General features: G+C 75.0%; 18 protein-coding genes. 6 read left to right on the forward strand and 12 right to left on the reverse strand.

Annotated elements, in window-relative coordinates:
• Nucleotides 1-89 precede the first annotated feature (89 nt).
• The 7 genes from ACFVFS_RS15220 to ACFVFS_RS15250 form a co-directional block, all read right to left on the reverse strand.
• Complete coding sequence (locus tag ACFVFS_RS15220) at nt 90-548, reverse strand: hypothetical protein (protein ID WP_380624141.1); 459 nt, start codon at nt 546-548, stop codon at nt 90-92.
• Between the two features lie 197 nt (nt 549-745).
• Nucleotides 746-1,873: a PucR family transcriptional regulator gene (locus ACFVFS_RS15225; RefSeq protein WP_380624143.1), complete on the reverse strand. Its 1,128-nt coding sequence runs from the start codon at nt 1,871-1,873 to the stop codon at nt 746-748.
• A gap of 194 nt (nt 1,874-2,067) precedes the next feature.
• Nucleotides 2,068-3,078 carry an ABC transporter ATP-binding protein gene (locus ACFVFS_RS15230; protein WP_380624145.1) on the reverse strand — a complete coding sequence of 337 codons (1,011 nt, stop codon included), beginning with the start codon at nt 3,076-3,078 and terminating at the stop codon, nt 2,068-2,070.
• On the reverse strand, nt 3,075-4,094 hold the full coding sequence (locus ACFVFS_RS15235; protein ID WP_380624147.1) for an ABC transporter ATP-binding protein: 1,020 nt from the start codon (nt 4,092-4,094) through the stop codon (nt 3,075-3,077). Before ACFVFS_RS15235 ends, ACFVFS_RS15230 begins: the two co-directional genes overlap by 4 nt.
• Entirely contained in the window at nt 4,091-4,951 is an 861-nt protein-coding gene (locus ACFVFS_RS15240; protein ID WP_380624149.1) for an ABC transporter permease, read from the reverse strand. Before ACFVFS_RS15240 ends, ACFVFS_RS15235 begins: the two co-directional genes overlap by 4 nt.
• The gene (locus tag ACFVFS_RS15245; protein ID WP_380624151.1) at nt 4,938-5,909 is read right to left on the reverse strand and encodes an ABC transporter permease; all 972 of its coding nucleotides are present in this window, start codon (nt 5,907-5,909) and stop codon (nt 4,938-4,940) included. Before ACFVFS_RS15245 ends, ACFVFS_RS15240 begins: the two co-directional genes overlap by 14 nt.
• A complete protein-coding gene (locus ACFVFS_RS15250; protein WP_380624153.1) occupies nt 5,906-7,477 on the reverse strand; it encodes an ABC transporter substrate-binding protein in 1,572 nt (523 codons plus the stop codon). The genes ACFVFS_RS15245 and ACFVFS_RS15250 overlap by 4 nt, the downstream gene beginning before the upstream one ends.
• Before the next feature lie 238 nt (nt 7,478-7,715).
• On the opposite strand from ACFVFS_RS15250, the gene ACFVFS_RS15255 reads away from it, so the two are divergent.
• Entirely contained in the window at nt 7,716-8,387 is a 672-nt protein-coding gene (locus tag ACFVFS_RS15255; RefSeq protein WP_380624155.1) for a TetR family transcriptional regulator, read from the forward strand.
• 4 nt (nt 8,388-8,391) lie between these two features.
• Here ACFVFS_RS15255 and ACFVFS_RS15260 read toward each other — a convergent pair whose 3' ends face one another.
• On the reverse strand, nt 8,392-9,189 hold the full coding sequence (locus tag ACFVFS_RS15260; protein WP_380624157.1) for a GntR family transcriptional regulator: 798 nt from the start codon (nt 9,187-9,189) through the stop codon (nt 8,392-8,394).
• Between the two features lie 170 nt (nt 9,190-9,359).
• On the opposite strand from ACFVFS_RS15260, the gene ACFVFS_RS15265 reads away from it, so the two are divergent.
• The 3 genes from ACFVFS_RS15265 to ACFVFS_RS15275 are packed head-to-tail and all read left to right on the forward strand — an operon-like array spanning nt 9,360 to nt 13,083.
• A complete protein-coding gene (locus ACFVFS_RS15265; RefSeq protein ID WP_380624159.1) occupies nt 9,360-10,112 on the forward strand; it encodes a tyrosine-protein phosphatase in 753 nt (250 codons plus the stop codon).
• Nucleotides 10,109-11,893, forward strand: a complete 1,785-nt coding sequence (locus tag ACFVFS_RS15270) for a glycoside hydrolase family 3 protein (RefSeq protein ID WP_380624161.1) — start codon at nt 10,109-10,111, stop codon at nt 11,891-11,893. Before ACFVFS_RS15265 ends, ACFVFS_RS15270 begins: the two co-directional genes overlap by 4 nt.
• Nucleotides 11,890-13,083: a glycoside hydrolase family 1 protein gene (locus tag ACFVFS_RS15275; protein ID WP_380624163.1), complete on the forward strand. Its 1,194-nt coding sequence runs from the start codon at nt 11,890-11,892 to the stop codon at nt 13,081-13,083. Before ACFVFS_RS15270 ends, ACFVFS_RS15275 begins: the two co-directional genes overlap by 4 nt.
• A 67-nt stretch (nt 13,084-13,150) precedes the next feature.
• On the opposite strand, the gene ACFVFS_RS15280 is transcribed toward ACFVFS_RS15275, so the two are convergent.
• The 3 genes from ACFVFS_RS15280 to ACFVFS_RS15290 are packed head-to-tail and all read right to left on the reverse strand — an operon-like array spanning nt 13,151 to nt 15,245.
• Nucleotides 13,151-14,059 (reverse strand): transporter substrate-binding domain-containing protein, encoded by a 909-nt coding sequence (locus tag ACFVFS_RS15280; protein WP_380624165.1) that lies wholly within the window; start codon nt 14,057-14,059, stop codon nt 13,151-13,153.
• A 23-nt stretch (nt 14,060-14,082) separates the two neighbouring features.
• On the reverse strand, nt 14,083-14,823 hold the full coding sequence (locus ACFVFS_RS15285) for a hypothetical protein (protein ID WP_380624167.1): 741 nt from the start codon (nt 14,821-14,823) through the stop codon (nt 14,083-14,085).
• 2 nt (nt 14,824-14,825) lie between these two features.
• Nucleotides 14,826-15,245, reverse strand: a complete 420-nt coding sequence (locus ACFVFS_RS15290) for a hypothetical protein (RefSeq protein ID WP_380624169.1) — start codon at nt 15,243-15,245, stop codon at nt 14,826-14,828.
• 211 nt (nt 15,246-15,456) lie between these two features.
• Between ACFVFS_RS15290 and ACFVFS_RS15295 the strand changes: the two genes are divergently transcribed.
• Nucleotides 15,457-16,023 (forward strand): DUF4291 domain-containing protein, encoded by a 567-nt coding sequence (locus ACFVFS_RS15295; protein WP_380624171.1) that lies wholly within the window; start codon nt 15,457-15,459, stop codon nt 16,021-16,023.
• An 85-nt stretch (nt 16,024-16,108) separates the two neighbouring features.
• Nucleotides 16,109-16,528, forward strand: a complete 420-nt coding sequence (locus ACFVFS_RS15300; RefSeq protein WP_380624173.1) for a RidA family protein — start codon at nt 16,109-16,111, stop codon at nt 16,526-16,528.
• 91 nt (nt 16,529-16,619) lie between these two features.
• On the opposite strand, the gene ACFVFS_RS15305 is transcribed toward ACFVFS_RS15300, so the two are convergent.
• On the reverse strand, nt 16,620-17,054 hold the full coding sequence (locus ACFVFS_RS15305; RefSeq protein WP_380624175.1) for an SgcJ/EcaC family oxidoreductase: 435 nt from the start codon (nt 17,052-17,054) through the stop codon (nt 16,620-16,622).
• Nucleotides 17,055-17,085 lie beyond the last annotated feature (31 nt).

The following is a 17,085-nucleotide window of genomic DNA, read 5'->3' on the forward strand; positions in this document are numbered from 1 at the left end:
GCGTGATCCGGATACGTCCGATGGTCCGTTTGTCGGCCGAACGATCCTCAGCCAACGACCCCCAGCCAACGACCCCCAGCCAACGACCCTCAGCTGAAGAGGGTGCCGAAGTCGAGGGGGGTGATGAGGAAGGTGTCGGTGGCCGGGTCGTGGGCGTGGAGGAGGGCGGTGAGGCCGGCCGGGACGGCGGGGTCGCCGGGCGGGGTGCGGACGGCGAGGAGGGCGGGAGAGCCGTCGTCGGTGGTGGTCTCGGCCCAGCCGGAGACGGTGGTGGCGCCGCCCGGGAGGACGGTGCAGACCCGGCCGACCAGGGGGAAGGGTTCGGAAGCGAGCAGGTCCCCGGGCAGGTCGTCGGGCAGTTCCCCGGAGGCGGCGTCGACGTGGGGATCGGCGCCGCACCCCCCGCTCCGGGTGGCGCCGGTGCGGCCGGCGCCGCGCCCCCCGGGCGCGACGTCGGCTCCGAGCCCGCTGAGCAGGGCCAGCAGCCAGTACTCGGCGGTCACCACCAGGGTCGGAAAGCCCGGTGCGGCCTTGAACTCCCCCCGCATCCGACCGCGCCCCCTGACTTTCCGTCCGGCGCCGGACCCCCCGGGCGCCGTGGTGATCCTGTCAGGAGGAAAGCGTCCGCACACTGCCAGGATCCGGCAATCTTGACGGTGTTTTGACACCTGAAAATATCCGGAAACCGCAAGCAACGCCCGGCCCGCTGAAACGTTCAATATGGCACGGTCGCGCTATGAAACCGTCAGGACGGGAGCGGCTGCTCCGGCCAGTCGAGCAGCCGCGCGCCCATCACGGCGGTCTCCAGGGTGTAGCGGTGCAGCGCGTCCGCCGGGTCGTACCCGGTCAGGTTGCGGATGCGCTCCAGCCGGTAGCCGAGCGCGCGCACGCTCAGGCCGAGCCGCCGGGCGGTCTCGGCGTTCACGTACCCGGCCTCCGCCTGGACGGTGATGGTCTCCAGCAGCGGGCGGGCGCCGCCGCGCGCCGCGGTGAGCGGGCCGAGCACGGTGCGCACCAGGTCGGCCATCGCGGCCCGGTCCCGCATCAGCACCGGGAAGACCAGCAGCTCCTCGGCACGCAGCCGCCGCGCGGGCAGTTCCAGCCGCTGGGCGTACTCCAGCGTGCCGAGCGCCTCCTCGTAGCTGCGGACGATGCCGCCGGTGCCGGCGTGCCGGCGGCCGGTCGCCACCCGCTGCGCGGGCAGGTACCCGGCGCCGGGCCGCAGGGCCAGCTCGGTGAAGGCGGTGAGGACGGCCTGCTCGCCGTCGGAGGCGATGCAGACCAGCCGCCCGTCGCGGACGGCCAGCAGCAGGGTGCGGTCGTCGTAGCGGCCGGTCAGCTCGCGCAGCACCCGGTGCGCGGCGGGCGCGCCCTCCAGGTAGGGCTCGGCGGCGATGGCGACCGCGACGGTGTACCCGGCGGCCAGCCGCAGGCCGAACCGCTCGGCGCGCTCGGCGAGCCGGCCGAAGTCGGAGCGGCCGTGCAGCAGGTCGTTGACCAGCTCGCGCCGGTTGGCCTCCTCCTGGCGCACGGCCATCCGCTGGGCGCGCTCGTGGCCCTCGCCGAGGGCGCCGAGGGCGGCCTGGATGGCGGCGAGCAGGGCGTCGCCGGTGCGCCGCAGCTCGGCGGCGGTGGCGGAGCCGAGGCCGGGGAGGTGCTGCCAGGTGGCGCGGGTGGCGCCGAGGCAGGAGCCGACGAGTTCGCGCAGGCCGTGGCCGGCCTCGGCGCCGCGCTCGCCCAGCTCGCGCAGCCGCTCCAGTTCGGCGCGGCGCAGCAGGCGGCCGGTTCGGGAGACGTCGGTGAGCAGGTCCAGGCAGTGGTGGGCGAGCTCACCGGGGATGTCGGGTGCGCCGCTTCCGTTGGCCACCGTCATGTCGTCGTGTCCCGCCCCGGTCCGTCGGTGTGGTCCGGCCGGCCGGCGTGCCCGCCGGTCGGCCGATCGGCTGTCCTCGCTGGTCAGCCGAGGTGCTCCCGGCGGCGCGCTCCGGCGTCGGCCGGGCTGTCGGCTGCTCAGGCCGCGCATGCTACCCGGTCGGTGGACCCACCGTCCCGCCGCGTCGGCGCCGCCTACGAGGTCAGCGGCCGGTGGCAGGCGACGGTCCGCCCGGGCGTCACCTCGCGCAGCGCGGGCACCTCGTCGGCGCACTGCTCGTCGGCGAACGGGCAGCGGGTGCGGAACCGGCAGCCGGACGGCGGGTCGAGCGGGGACGGCGGGTCGGCGGGGAGCAGGCCGCTGTCGCCGAGCGGGCGGCCGGGCTCGGGGACGGCGGCGAGCAGGGCGGCGGTGTAGGGGTGGGCGGGTGCGGCGAGCACCTCCTCGGTGGGGCCCTGCTCGCAGAGCCGGCCGAGGTGGAGCACCGCGACGTCGTCGCTGACGGCGCGGACCACGCCGAGGTCGTGCGAGATGAACAGGCTCGCCAGGCCGCGTTCCTCGGTGAGCCGGCGCAGCAGGTTGAGCACGGTGGCCTGGGCGGAGACGTCGAGGGCCGAGACGGCCTCGTCGGCGATCAGCACCCGCGGTTCGGCGGCCAGCGCACGGGCGATGGCGACCCGCTGGGCCTGGCCGCCGGAGAGCTGGGCGGGGCGGCGGTCGCCGAACAGCGCGACCGGCAGGCCGACGGCCTCCAGCTGCTGCTCGACCACCGCCGCGCGGTCGACCGACGGGTCCGGGTGGGCGTCCAGCGGCTCGGCGACGAGGTCGCGCACGGCGCGGCGCGGGTTGAGCGAGGAGACCGGGTCCTGGAAGACCATCTGCATCCGGGGGCGCAGCGCCCGCAGCGCGCGCGGGCTGAGCCCGGCGAGGTCGGTGCCGTCCAGGGTGACGGTGCCGGTGGTGGGCGGAGGCAGTCGCAGCAGGGCCTTGGCGATGCTGCTCTTGCCGGAGCCGGACTCGCCGACCAGGGCGAGGGTGCGGCGCTCGCGCAGCTCCACGTCGACACCGCTGACGGCGTGCAGCGGGCCGGAGCGGGTGCGGTGGACCACGGACAGCCCGGTGGCCCGCAGCACGACAGGGGCGTTCTCCTCGGAGGGAACGGGAGCAGGACCGGGAACGGGAGCAGGAGCAGGAGCGGGGGTCATGCGAGGGTCTCCTCGGCCTTCGCCGGCAGCGCGGCCGACGGCGTGAGCGGGAAGTGGCAGGCGGCCGTGTGCCCGGGCCCGGCCCGGTGGAGCGGCGGGGCGTCCGTCGAGCAGATCGCCTCGGCGCGCTCGCAGCGCGGTGCGAACGGGCAGCCGGGCTGCGGCCGGGAGAGGTCCGGCGGCGAGCCGGCCACGGCGGGCAGGGTGCGGCGCAGCGGTCCGGTGACCCGCGGCACCGAGCGCAGCAGCGCGGCGGTGTACGGGTGGGCGGGGGTCCCGGTGACGGCCTCGGTGGGGCCGGTCTCGACGATCCGTCCGCCGTACATGACGGCGATCCGCCGGGCGCGGCCGTAGAGCAGGCCGATGTCGTGGGTGATCAGCAGGGTGGCCAGGCCCCGGGTCTCGCGGTGCCGGTCGAGCAGGTCCAGCACGGTGCGCTGGACGGTGACGTCCAGCGCGGTGGTGGGCTCGTCGGCGAGCAGCAGGGCGGGGGAGCCGGCCAGCGCGGCGGCGATGCCGACGCGCTGGCGCAGGCCGCCGGACAGCTCGTGGGGGTAGGCACGGGCGCGCCGGGCCGGGTCGGGGACGTCGACGGCGGCGAGCAGTTCGGCGGCGGTGCGCAGCCGCTCGCGGCGGGGGATCCGGCGCCGGTTGGTGAGCGCCTCGGTGACCTGGTCGGCGATCCGGACGACCGGGTTGAGCGAGGTCATCGGGTCCTGGTGGACCATCGAGACGCCGGTGCCGAGCAGCTCGGCGCGTCGGGCGGGGGCGGCGGTGAGCAGGTCCTCGCCGTTCAGCAGCACCTCGCCGGTGGCGGTGGCCCGGGTGGTGCGCGGGTGGACGCCGAGCACGGTGCGGGCCAGCACCGACTTGCCGGAGCCGGACTCGCCGACGACGCCGAGGCACTCGCCCGCGCCGATGGCGAGGTCGATGCCGTGCAGCACGTGCAGCGCCCGGCCGTCGGGGGTGTGCAGGGTGGTGTCGAGCGAGCGGACTTCGAGAACCGGGGTGGTCATCCTCGCCCTCCCTTCGAACGGAGCTTGTCGCCCAGGTAGTTGAGGGCGAGGACGGTCAGGCAGAGCACCGCCGCCGGGGCGAGCGAGATCCACGGGGCGCTGCCGAGCGTGGTCCGGCCCTCGGCGATGATGCCGCCCCAGGACGGCTCCGGCGGGCGGAGCCCGAAGCCGAGGAAGCTGAGCGAGCCCTCGGCGACGATGGACACGGTGGTGGCGGTGAACGCGAAGGTGAGCGCGATCGGCGCGACGTGCGGGACCACCTCGCGGAGCAGGATGCGCAGCGGCGCGGTGCCGATCATCCGGGCGGCCTGGACGAAGCCGCGCTCGCTGAGCGACAGCACGACGGCGCGCACCACCCGGGTGAAGTGCGGCACGGTGAACAGGCCGATCAGCGTGCCGATCAGGGTCAGACTCGGGCCGCGCAGCGAAACCGCGATCATCACCAGGATCAGGGTGGGCACGGACATCAGCAGGTCGGCGGCGAAGCCGATCACCTTGTCCACCGGCCCGCGGAACCAGCCGGCCGCCACGCCGAGCGCCCCGCCGCCGAGCAGGCCGACGGCGATGGTCAGCCCGGCGACGGTGAAGGAGGCGCGGGCGCCGGCCACGGTCCGCTGCAGGACGTCGCGTCCGGCGGCGTCGGTGCCCAGCCAGTGGCCGGGGCCGGGGGCGGCGGCGGGGTGGGCGAAGTCGCCGTGCAGCGGGTCGAAGCCGGGCAGCAGCGGGAGCAGCAGGGCGGCGAGCGCGACGACGGCCAGCCAGGCGCCGGCGGCCAGCATCCCGACGGACGGGCGGCGGCGCGCCGCCGGCTTGCGCGGGGCGGCGGTGGCGGCGGGGACGGTCTCAGCGGCGCTCATCGGCGATCCTCGGGTCGATCGTGCGGTACAGCAGGTCCACGGCGAAGGTGGCCGCCACCACGGCGACGGCGCTGACCACCACCACCCCCTGCACCACCGGGAAGTCGCGGCCGTTGATCGCCCCGGAGACCAGGGTGCCGACGCCGGGCACCGCGAACAGCGACTCGACCAGCACCGAGCCGCCGAGCGAGGTGCCGATGCCGATGCCGACCAGGGTGACCAGCGGCAGCGAGGAGGGCCGCAGCGTCCGGCGCAGCAGCAGCCGCGCGGTGCCCATGCCGCGGCTGCGGGCGGCGGCGATGTAGGTCTGGTCGAGGGTGTCGATCAGCTGGCCGCGCAGGGTGCGGGTGAAGACGGCGGCCTCGGTGAGGCCGAGGGTGAGTGCGGGCAGCACCAGGTGGCGCAGGTTCTCCAGCGGGTCCTCGGTGAACGGGGTCCAGCCGGTGGCCGGCAGGATCCGCAGTTGGACGGCGGTGATCCAGATCAGCAGCAGGCCGAGGACGAAGCCGGGCACGGCGAGCCAGACGAACGCGCCGGCGGTGGCGATCCGGTCGACGGCGCCGTCCGGCCGCCAGGCCGACCAGAGGGCGATCGGCAGGGCCAGGCCGAGGGCCACCACCTGGGCGGCGACGAAGAGTTCGAGGGTGACCGGGATCCGGTCGGCGAGCTCGGTGGTGATCGGGACGCCGGTGGAGAGCGAGTGGCCGAGGTCGCCGTGCAGGGCGTCGCCGAGCCAGCGCCAGGTGGCGGCGAGCACGTTCTCGTCCAGGCCGAGCTTGGCCTCGTAGGCGGCGACCTGCTCCGGCGTGGCGGTGGGGCCGAGCGCGGCGAGCGCGGGGGAGCCGGGCATCAGGTGCGGCAGGGAGAGCGCCGCGACGGTGACCAGCAGGAGCACCGCGGCGGCCCGTCCGAGCCGTCCGGCGGCGCGTCCTGCGGTGCGCAGGGCGGTGGGCGTCACTTCTTCACCCACAGCGCGGCGGGGGAGACGTTGACGACGGTCCGCCGGGAGACGTCCGGCAGGCCGCCGGTCTTGGCGGAGGCCAGGAATCCGACCTGGTTCTCGGTCAGGAAGATCATCGGGGCGTCGTCCACGACCTCCTGCGCGGCCTCCTGGTAGGAGCGGGCGCGCTGGGCCGGGTCGACGGTGCCGCGCCCGGCGGCGATCGCCTGGCCGGCCTTCGGGCTGTTCCAGCCGGTGAAGTTGTAGGGGGCGTCGGGTGCGTAGAGGCTGGCCAGGGCGGTGTCGGTGTCGCCGAACATGCTGGTGACGAAGTCCATCACCTGGAACTTGCGCTGGAACATCGCGGTGCCCAGGCCCGCCGGGTCCAGCGGCTTGATGGTCATCTTCACGCCGGCCTCGGCGAACATCTGCTGGAGCACGGTGGCCCGCTGCTGGCCCTCGGGGCGGCTGTCGACGAGGTACTCGAAGGAGAGGTCGGGGTGGCCCGCCTCGGCGAGCAGGGCGCGCGCCTTGGCCGGGTCGTGCGCGGGGTAGGAGGCGTCACCGGCGGCGCGGTAGGGGGAGGTGGAGGCGATCGGGCCGTCCGAGACCTTGCCCTGGTCGAGGTAGACGACCTTCTCGACGGCCGAGCGGTCCACCGCGTACTGCAGCGCCTTGCGCACCCGCGGGTCGTCGAAGGGCGCGGCCTTGGTGTTGAACAGCACGGTCGAGGTGGAGCCGGGGCCGGTGGCCACCCGCAGGCCGTCGCCGGCGGCCTGCTTGAGCTGGGCGGGGGTCTCGGTCCAGACGAGGTCGGCGTCGCCGGAGCGCAGCGACTGGTAGCGGCTGTCGGTGTCCGGCAGCACCTTGTAGACGAGCTTGTCGGCGTGGCCCTTGGCGCCCCAGTAGGAGGGGTTGCGCACGAGGGTGGCGGAGACGCCCGGCTGCACGCTCTCCAGCGTGTAGGGGCCGGAGCCGACGGCGGGGGCGTCGGCGGCGGCCGGGGCCTCGGAGACGTAGCCGAGGGAGCGGGTGAACAGGCCGGGGAAGGCGGCGTTCGGGGACTTCAGGGTGAAGCCGACGGAGGTCGGGGAGTTGACCGCCATCGCGCCGATGGTGGCGGCGTCGGCGGCGCAGCCGCACTTGGCCTCGGGCTTGGCGAGCCGGGTGACGTGGTCGACCACGGCCTGCGCGTCGAGCGGCTTGCCGTCGCTGAAGGTGACGCCCTCGCGCAGCTCCAGCGTCCAGGCGGTGGCGTCGGCGTTCGGGGTGAAGGCCTTGGCCAGGTAGGGCTGCACGGCGCCGTTGTCGCCGTTGACCATCAGCGGGTCGTAGAGCGCGTTGGCCAGGATCATCAGCGGCATCGAGGTGAGGCTGGTCTCGGCCGGGTCGAGCTTGGCGAAGGGGCGGTCCAGGCCGATTCTCAGGGTGCCGCCGTCGACGGCGGGGCCGTCGTCCTTCGGCGCGGAGCCCGCGGCGGTCGAGCCGCCGGAGACCGTGTCGTCGGACGCGGAGCAGGCGGAGGCGGTGAGGGCGAGGGCCGCCGTGCAGACCGTGGACGCCAGGACGAGCGTGTGCCGCTTCATGATTCCTCGGAGGGTTCGGGGGGCTTCGGGGGAGGGGGGAAGACCGGCGGGCGCAGCCTGACCGGTGGCCGCCGGTCCACAGCCTTTGGAAGTGGCACAACTGCCAATTGGCACTTGTGCAAACTTTGCATGACGAACTGACGACGACTTGGCGCGCGGCTTGAGCGGGCCGCGCCAGGCGTGATTCGGTACGACTACGGCCGCGCGCGGCACAGCAGTTGACGAGGGGCGAGCAGGTATGCAGGGGCAGGGGACGGACACCGTGGCGGAGCCCGGGCTGCGCGACCGCAAGCGGGCGCGCACCAGGCAGGCCATCCGTACGGCGGGGCTCGACCTCTTCGAGGAACAGGGCTTCGAGGGCACCACGGTGGACCAGATCTGCCGCCGGGCCGACGTCGCCCACCGCACCTTCTTCCGCTACTACGACTGCAAGGAGGCGCTGCTCTTCGGCATGGACTTCGGCACCGCCTTCCTGGACGCCTTCGCCGCCGCACCCGCCGAGCTGGAGCTCTGGGCCGCGTTCCGGCACGCCGGCGGCTCCGTCGACGGGCTGCTGGAGGAGCCGGCCGAGCACACCGTGCGGCGCCGGGCGCTGCGGCGCGGGTTCATCGAGATCCGCAGCGTGCGCGACTTCGCGCTGGTCCTGACCGACACCCTGTCGCAGCGGATGGCGGCGATCGCGGCCGAGCGGCTGGGGGTCGACCCCTTGGTCGACCTGCGGCCGCAGGCGTTCGCGGCGCTGATGGCGGGCATGACCCGGCGGCAGGTCGTCGACGGCAACGAGATGCGCTCGCTGGAGGAGTGGGTGGAGGCGTTCCGGGCGCTGCTCGCGGCGTTCGACCCCGCCCCGTCGGGCGCCGCGAAGCCCGGCGCCGCGGCCCCGGCGGAGCCCGCGGGAGCCGCCCGGTGAGCGCCTACCGGGCCGGGCCCGACCCGCCGCCCGGCTCGCGGTAGTGCAGCACGAACCGCGCGCTGCTGCCGTCGATCCGCCGCCGCAGGTACAGCGCGGGCGCGCCGTCCGGCGTGCAGCTGACGCCCTCGCGGACCAGCAGGGCGGTGCCCGGCGGCACCCCGAGCAGCTCCGCGTCGGCGAGGTCCGCACCGATCGCGCCGAACGCCCGCCAGTCGTACTCCAGCTCCACCCCGGCCGCCCGGGCCAGGTCGAGCACCATGTTGCCTGGGCGTCCCGGCCGCAGCAGCTCGGCCGGCAGCGGCCCGGACGGCACCCAGTAGCTGCTCACCACCCGGGGGCGGCCGCCCAGCCGGATCACCGTGTCCACCCGGGAGAGCTCCTCGGGGGCGCGTCCCAGCTGGCGGGCCGCCTCGTGGTCCTCGGCCGAGCCGGTCACCGGTGGCGCGGCCACCACGAACTCGCCGTCCCGCGCGGCCTCGGGCGCGTCCGCGTCGAGCGGCAGCCCGGTGTGCACGCTGCCGAGGTCGAACCGCTGGCTGCGCGGGTCGACCGCGATCGACACCCGCACCGCCGGCGGGCGGACGAAGGTCCCCACGCCCCGGCGGATCTCCAGCACCGCGGCCCGCTCAAGCTCGGCCACCGCCTGCCGGACGGTCAGCCGGTTGACGCCGAACTCGGCGCTCAGCTCCGGCTCGCTGGGCAGCCGGGCGCCCGCCGGGTACGTCCCGGCGTCGATGCGCTCCTGGAGCTGCCGGGCCAGCCGGCGGTACAGCGGGGTGTCGGTTCGGTGCGTTGCCACGCGCCGGATCCTACGGGGCCGGGTGGCGCCTTCCGTCCCCGGTTGTCCTGAAGTTCATCCCCTCGTCGCTTGCCTGGCGCCCCACTCGCCAGGTAGACATCTAGACGTCTAGACCTCCTGATTCCAGCCTCACCCCCGCCACCGTTCTCCCGCACCGAAAGGCCCCCGCCGTGACCCTGGTCAACTTCCGCGACCCCGCCGCCCTCACCGACCCCGAGGGCCGCTGGATCCGCCCCGGCGTGCTGCACCGCTCCGCCCAGCCGTACCCGGCCGACGACGCCTCGATCGTCGAGCAGCTGAACGCCGCCGGCGTCCGCACGATCATCGACCTGCGCGGCGACGTCGAGGCCGAGGACACCGACTGGGCGCAGTCCCGGGCCGCCGGCATCGAGGTGGTCGCCGCCCGCGTCCAGCCCACCGACCCGCGACTGGAGGCGGCCATGAAGGAGATGGCCACCGACGCCGACCTCGGCGCCTTCTACCTGCTGATGGCGGAGTCCGCCCCGGAGGCGGTCAAGCTCGCCGTCGAGGCCGCCACCCGCCCCGGCGGCGTGCTGGTGCACTGCGCCGCCGGCAAGGACCGCACCGGCTGGCTGACCGCCCTGCTGCTCGACCTGCTCGGCGTCCCCGCCGAGGAGATCGTCGCCGACTACCACCGCACCACGGAGGCGCTGCCGCAGATCTGGGCGAACCTGGCCGAGCGCAACCGCGCCGCCCTCAACGACTACGCGGCGGGCACCTTCACCGTCCCCCAGCCGCTGCTGGAGGCGCCGGCCGACGCGATGGCCGCCTTCCTGGAGCTGGTCGACGCCCGCTACGGCGGCACCGAGGGCCTGCTCGCCCACTGCGGCGTGGACGCCGCGACCGTCGAGGCCTTCCGCGCCAAGGCCGCCGCCACGTCCGCCGCCGGGGTGACGGCATGACGGCCCTGCTCCACCACACCGACGGCACGCCGTTCCGCGACCTCAACCACAACGGCACCATGGAGCCCTACGAGGACCCGCGGCTGCCCGTCGAGGAGCGCGTCGAGGACCTCCTCTCCCGGATGACCCTGGAGGAGAAGGCCGCGCAGATGTTCGTCGGCCGGATGATCGCCGGAAGCACGGGCCCCTTCCCGTCCGGCGACCACCTGATCACCGAGCGCGGCCTCACCTCCTTCGGCATGACGATGGTCCCCGACGCCCGCGCGATGGCCGAGTGGAACAACCACGTCCAGGACCTCGCCGCCGCGGGCCGCCTCGGGATCCCGGTCACCCTCGCCTCCGACCCCCGGCACGGCTTCACCACCAACCCCGCCACCGCCTTCGCCGGCGGCGGCTTCTCGGTCGGCCCCGAGCCGATCGGCCTCGGCGCCACCGACGACCCGGAGCTGGTCGAGGAGTACACCGCACTGATCGGCCGCGAGCTGCGCGCCGTCGGCATCCGGGTGGCCATCCACCCGATGGCCGACCTCGCCACCGAGCCGCGCTGGGCCCGGATCAGCGGCACCTTCGGCGAGGACCCCGAGCGGGTCTCCCGGATCATCGCCGCCTACATCCGCGGCCTCCAGGGCGAGCGGATCGGGCCGGACAGCGTCGCCTGCATGACCAAGCACTTCCCCGGCGGCGGCCCGCAGCACAAGGGCGAGGACTCGCACTTCGCGGCCGGCCGGAGCCTGGCCTACCCGGGCGGCGCCCTCGCACAGCACCTGCGCCCCTTCGAGGCCGCCTTCGAGGCCGGCACCGCGCAGATCATGCCCGCCTACGCGATCCCGGCCGGCTCCGGACTCGGCGAGGTCGGCGCCAACTTCAACCATGACGTCATCACCGGCCTGCTGCGCGGCAGGTACGGCTTCGACGGCGTGGTGTGCACCGACTTCAACGCCATCACCGGCATGGAGATCCCCGGCGTCGTCAGCCTGCCGCCGCGGCACTGGGGCGTCGAGGAGCTGTCGGTGCCCGAGCAGGTCGCGATGACCCTGCACGCGGGCGCCGACCAGCTCGGCGGCGAGACCGACCCCGAGCTGATCCTCGGCGTGGTCCGCTCCGGCGCCGTCACCGAGGCCCGCCTCGACGAGTCCGTCCGCCGCATCCTGCGCGACAAGTTCCGGCTCGGCCTGTTCGACGACCCGTACGTGGACGTCGAGGCCGCCGCCGCGCTGGTCGGCGCCCCGGCCGGCCGCGCGCTCGGCCGCAGGGTCCAGGCCGCCTCGCTGGTCCGCCTCGCCGGCGAGCCGCTGACCGGCGGGCGGATCTACGTCGAGGGCGTGGACGCCGAGGTGGCGGCCCGCTACGGGACGGTCGTCGAGCGCCCCGAGGACGCCGATGTCGCGGTCGTCCGCCTCGCCACGCCGTACGAGCGGCGCGAGGGGCTGCTGGAGCAGCACTTCCACACCGGCACCCTGGAGTTCGAGCCGGAGGAGGCCGCCCGGATCGCCGCGCTGGCCGACACCGTGCCCACCGCCGTCGTCGCGCTGCTCGAACGCCCCGCCGTGCTGACCCCGCTGGCGCCCCGTGCGGCCCTGCTGGTCGGCGAGTTCGGCGCCGCCGACGAGGTCGTGCTGGACGCGGTGTTCGGTCGCGCCCCGATGACCGGCACGCTGCCGTTCGACCTGCCGCGCTCGGACGCCGCCGTCGAGGCCTCCCGCGAGGACGTGCCCTTCGACACGGAGGACCCGCTCTTCCGGGCCGGCCACCCGACCGCCCCGCGCGAGGTGACGGCATGACCGGCGGGGACGCGCTGCCGGAGGGCTTCCTGTTCGGCGCCTCCACCGCCGCCCACCAGATCGAGGGCAACAACACCACCAGCGACTGGTGGGCCCTCGAACACCGCCCCGGCGGCTTCCTGCCCGAGCCCAGCGGCGACGCCTGCGACAGCTTCCACCGCTGGCCCGAGGACATGGACCTGCTCGCCGCACTGGGCTTCAACGCCTACCGGTTCAGCATCGAGTGGGCCCGGATCGAGCCGGTGCGCGGCCGCTACTCGCGGGCCGCGCTGGCCCACTACCGGGCGATGGTGGAGGGCGCGCTGGCCCGCGGCCTCACCCCGGTGGTGACGCTCCACCACTTCACCGTGCCGCAGTGGTTCGCCGAGGCGGGCGGCTGGCTCGCCCCGGACGCCGCCGAGCTGTTCGCGCAGTACGCCGCCACCGCCGCCGAGGTGCTCGACGGCGTCCGGTACGTGGCGACCGTCAACGAGCCGAACGTCCTCGCCCGGATGCACACCCTCATGGGGCTGCTCGCCGACGGCCCGGCCGGCGTGGACCCCGACCGGGTCGACCCCGCCGAGGAGATCACCGAGGCGCTGGTGCGGGCCCACCGCGCCGCGGGCGCGGCGCTGCGCGGGGCCGACCCCCGGCTGCTGGTCGGCTGGACGGTCGCCGCCCTCGGCCTCCACCCGGTGGAGCCCGGTGCCGAGGCCGTCGCCGCGGCCGTGGCCCGGCGGCGCGAGGACGTCTTCGTCGAGGCCGCCCGCGGCGACGACTGGATCGGCGTGCAGGCCTACACCCGCACCCCGGTCGGCGTCGACGGCCCGGTCCCGGTCGCCGAGGGCGTCCGCACCACGATCAAGGGCTGGGAGTACTACCCGCGGGCGCTCGGGGACGCGGTCCGCCGGACGGCCGCGCTGGTCGGCCCGGACGTGCCGCTGCTGGTCACCGAGAACGGCATCGCCACCGCCGACGACACCGAGCGGATCGCCTACACCGCGGAGGCGCTGGACGGCCTCGCCGGGGCCCTGCGCGACGGCGTCGACGTGCGCGGCTACCTGCACTGGAGCCTGCTCGACAACTACGAGTGGGGCTCCTACCGGCCGACCTTCGGCCTGGTCGCGGTCGACCCGCGGACCTTCGCGCGCACGCCGAAGCCCTCCGCCCACTGGCTTGGCGCCCTCGCCCGGGAGGGCCGCCTGGGCTGACCCCCGCCACCCGGGCGGGAGCGGGAGGCCGGCCGGTCCGGCGCCCCGCTCCCGCCCGGTCGGCCCGTCACTTCACGGCCGCGTTGGCCGGGTGGTCGCGGCAGGACGCGTCGTCGATCTCGATCTCGGTGGGCCGGGCCTCGTTGCGCCGCTCCAGGGGCAGTTGCGGCAGGTTGTTCTGGACGTCGCGGTCCCACTCGTTGCTCACCACGTACTTCTTCAGCGCCTCCCGCAGCAGCTCGCAGTCCTTGCGGTGGCCCTTCGCGAGGGCGACGCCGTAGTCGTTGGTCGCCCCGAAGGCGATCCCCGGCACGACCGCCAGCGTCCGTTCGGCCTCCATGAAGCCGTAGAGGATCAGCTGGTCGGTGGAGACGGCGTCGACCTCCCCGGCCTTGAGCGCGTTGACGCAGTAGCCCGCGTCCTCCTCCTCCCGCAGCCGGATCGCCGCGTAGGAGGGCTTGCGCAGCTCGGCGGCCGAGGTGGTGCCCTTCCAGACGCACACCAGCCGGCCGTTGAGGTCGTCCAGGGTGCGGTAGTGCTCCAGGTCGGCGGCCCGTACCAGCATGCCCTGCTGGGTGGACGCGTAGGGGCCGACGAAGTCGAGCCCGTCCCCGCCCTCCTTGACCGGGAGCATCCGCTGGGCGGTGATCGAGAAGGTCGCCACCACGAGGTCGACGTCCCCGTCCCGCAGGGCGGGGGCGCGGTTCTTGGAGATGATGCCGTTGAAGATCGGGGGTTCCGCCCCGACCCGGTCCAGCAGCTCCCGGGCCACCGCGATGTCCAGTCCGTCGAAGTCGCCGGCGTGCCGCTCGCGGCTGGTGCCGGGCTGGTCGCTCTTCGCCCCGATCCGGACCTTCCTCTTGTCGGCGAAGATCGACGGCTCCGGATCGCTCCCGCACCCCCCGGCGGCGAGGGCGAGGAGAACCGCCGTGGTGGCGGCTCTGAGCGCCGGTGTCCGTCGTCGCGCGTCCGTCATGTGCGTCCCCCCATGGATCCTGATCAGTCGTTGAAGAGCGTCCCGTCGGCCTTCGCCACCCGCAGCACGCAGTTCTGCCGGGTCTGCACCGAGAGCTCGACCAGCACCTCGCCGCGCTGTCCGCCGAGGTCGAACTCCACCACGGACTGCGCGGGCACCCGCTGGACGCCCGGGGCGACCCCCGGCGTGAGCGCGGTGAGCGTCGCGGTCGTCTTGTGGACGCAGGTGGGTGACGCCGGGTCGTCGTCCGCGAGGGTCAGCGCGAGCCGGAGCCGGTCACGGGCCTTCCCGGGGCCCGGTGCGGGCATCACGAGGGTCTGCTTCCCGGAGCCGGTGAGCGGCCCGGCGCCCCGGACGGAGATCTCCACCGTGATCTCGCCGTTGCGCCGGACGTTCTCCAGGCCGGCCAGGCCGAGCAGGGAGGAGCCCAGCGAGACCGCCAGGAGCAGCAGACCCGCCTTCGACCAGGTGCGCGAGGCCCCCGTCGATCCGGCCGCGGCGCACCGGACCGACACCAGGAAGCCGGCCGCGAGGGCGGCGTAGAACAGCGGGTACTGGTTCTGCGGGCCCCCGGGCCAGGACAGGGCGGCGTACCCGGCGATGCCGAGGGCCACCAGCAGCGGCAGCAGTGCCACGAGCGAGCGCGGGTCGACGTTCCTGAGGAAGGTGAAGGTGGAGCGGTCGATGCGGGCGGCGTTGAACGCCTGCCCGCCGGACGAGTTGATGTGGGCGGGCCGATCCGGACCCGGGTGCTCGGGGCCCATCGCTAGTTCCCGAAGTTGAACGTGGAGTTCTCGATGTGGCCGGCGTTGAACGCCCGCTCGCCGGACGAGTTGATGACGACCTGCTTCCGGACCGTCTCCACCAGCCGCTCCGCACGGAGCCCGTCCGCCGCCGGCCCGCGCAGCCAGGCCAGCAGCGCGGCGGCCAGCCGGGCGCGGTCCTCCTCGCCGAGGCCGGCCAACAGGCCGTCCACCCGCTCCTCGGGCAGGTCGTGACGGTCCAGCACCTCGGCCACCTCGCCGGAGCGCCGGCCGAAGAGGCGGCGGAAGAAGCCCTCGCCCGCGTCCGCCGTCCCGGTGGCGACGCGCTGTGCGGCCTCCTCCGCCAGCTGGGTTCCGAAGGCGGTCGCGGCGACCGTGAAGTACGGGGCGATCGCGGTGATGTCGGTGAGCAGCTCGGACATGGGCCCCCCAGAATGTCCAGGCCACCCGCTGACAGGCGGCCGCGGCGAGAGCGATGGTAGCGACCGGGGGGCAGCCGCGCACCGGTCCGCACCGAACCGGTGCCGGGGCCGCTCGGCCCGGGGCCGGGTGGGGCGGAGAACCGCAGGTGGGCCGGGGCGCACGGGAAAACCGTTCGCCCGGGGCGGCGGCGCGCTGGCAGAGTCCGGTGCCATGCAGCAGCTGTACGGGATCCGGGCCGACTTCGACGCCGACACCGTCGTCGTCTACCAGGCGTACGCCCCCGCCGTGGCCGAGGCGGCCCTCGCCGCCGGGCGGTTCGTGCCGCCGTTCTCCTTCGGGCGGATGACGTGGATCAAGCCCTCGTTCCGCTGGCTGATGCACCGCAGCAACTGGGCCCGCAAGCCCGGCCAGGAGCGCGTCCTCGCCGTCCGGATCACCCGGGCGGGCTGGGAGGAGGCGCTGGGGCGGGCCGTCCTGACCACCGCCGACCCCGCCGCGCTCGCCCGCGCCGAGGTGCACGTCCAGTGGGACCCGGAGCGCTCGCCGCGCGGTGCCGCGCTCAACCACTACAGCATCCAGGTCGGGGTGGGCCGCACCCTGATCAGGACCTTCGCCGAGGAGTGGATCACCGGGATCACCGACCTCACCCCGCAGGTGCGGCGGATCTCCGATCTGCTCCAGGGGGGCCGTGCCGCCCAGGCGCAGCGGCTGCTGCCCCCGGAGCGCCCGTACCCGCTGCCGCCCGCGCTCGCCGCCCGCCTGGGTGCCAATGGGTGACATTCCGTCATGGAGCGGACGATCGCGGCCCGTCGGGCGTTGTCCCGGCCGGACAGCGGACACCGCACCGGAAGGGAACCACCCCGTGACCGACAACCGCACCATCACCAACCCGCCCGACCTGCACGACCCCACGCCGTTCGGCTACAGCCACGCCGTCACCGCCCCCGGTCAGACGGTCTACCTCGCCGGGCAGTACGCCTCCGACGCGACCGGCCAGGTCGCGGTGGAGGACTTCGCCGCCCAGGTCGAGCTCTCCCTCGCCAACCTCCGCCGGGCGCTGGCCGGCGTCGGCCTCGGCTTCGAGAACGTCGTCCGGCTCGGCTCGTTCGTCAAGGACCACGACCCGGCGAAGCTGGAGATCCTCAACGGCGCCGTGCGCGCCGCCTTCGGCGACCGGCTGCCGACCCAGACGCTCAGCGGGGTGGCCACGCTGGCGCTGCCGGGGATGCTCGTCGAGATCGACGCGATCGCCGTCCGCCCCGCCCGGGACGACGCCTCCTGACGGCGCCTCCCCGACGACGGAAGAAGGGGGCCGCCTCCCCGGCACGATCACGGGATCAGGAGGCGGCCCCCGGTCTGGGACCGGTCAGGACCTACGCTGCGGACTGGGCATCGACCGCGTTGTTCTGACCGGCCACGATCCTCCACCCGTCCGCCTGCCGGGCGACCACGTAGAGCGCCCGGCCGTGCGGGCCCTCCACCGGTCGGCCCTCGGCGTCGGTGGGCGTCTGGGCCACGTTGACCGCGACCACGCCGTCCGTGATCGCCAGCAGCTTCACCACCTCGTAGCGGGCGTACGCGTCCTTGAGGAACTCCCGCATCGCCGGCCCGCTGAACGCGGTGATCGCCGCCCGTCCGTCCAGCCGGGTGCCGGCCGCGTTGGTCCACGACGCCCGCTCGCCGAACTGCGCGCCGAGCGCCTCCGCGTCCTTGCGGTTGAAGGCGTCCTCCAGCGCCGCGACCACCCCGGCCACCGCCTCCCGCACCTCCACCGGCACGTCCCCCGCCACCAGCAGCCCGTCCGCCATGACCAGCACCTCTCCCCGTCGGCATTCCTCG

Origin of the sequence: Kitasatospora sp. NPDC057692 (assembly GCF_042799475.1) — a bacterium.
Classification (GTDB): Bacteria; Actinomycetota; Actinomycetes; order Streptomycetales; family Streptomycetaceae; genus Kitasatospora.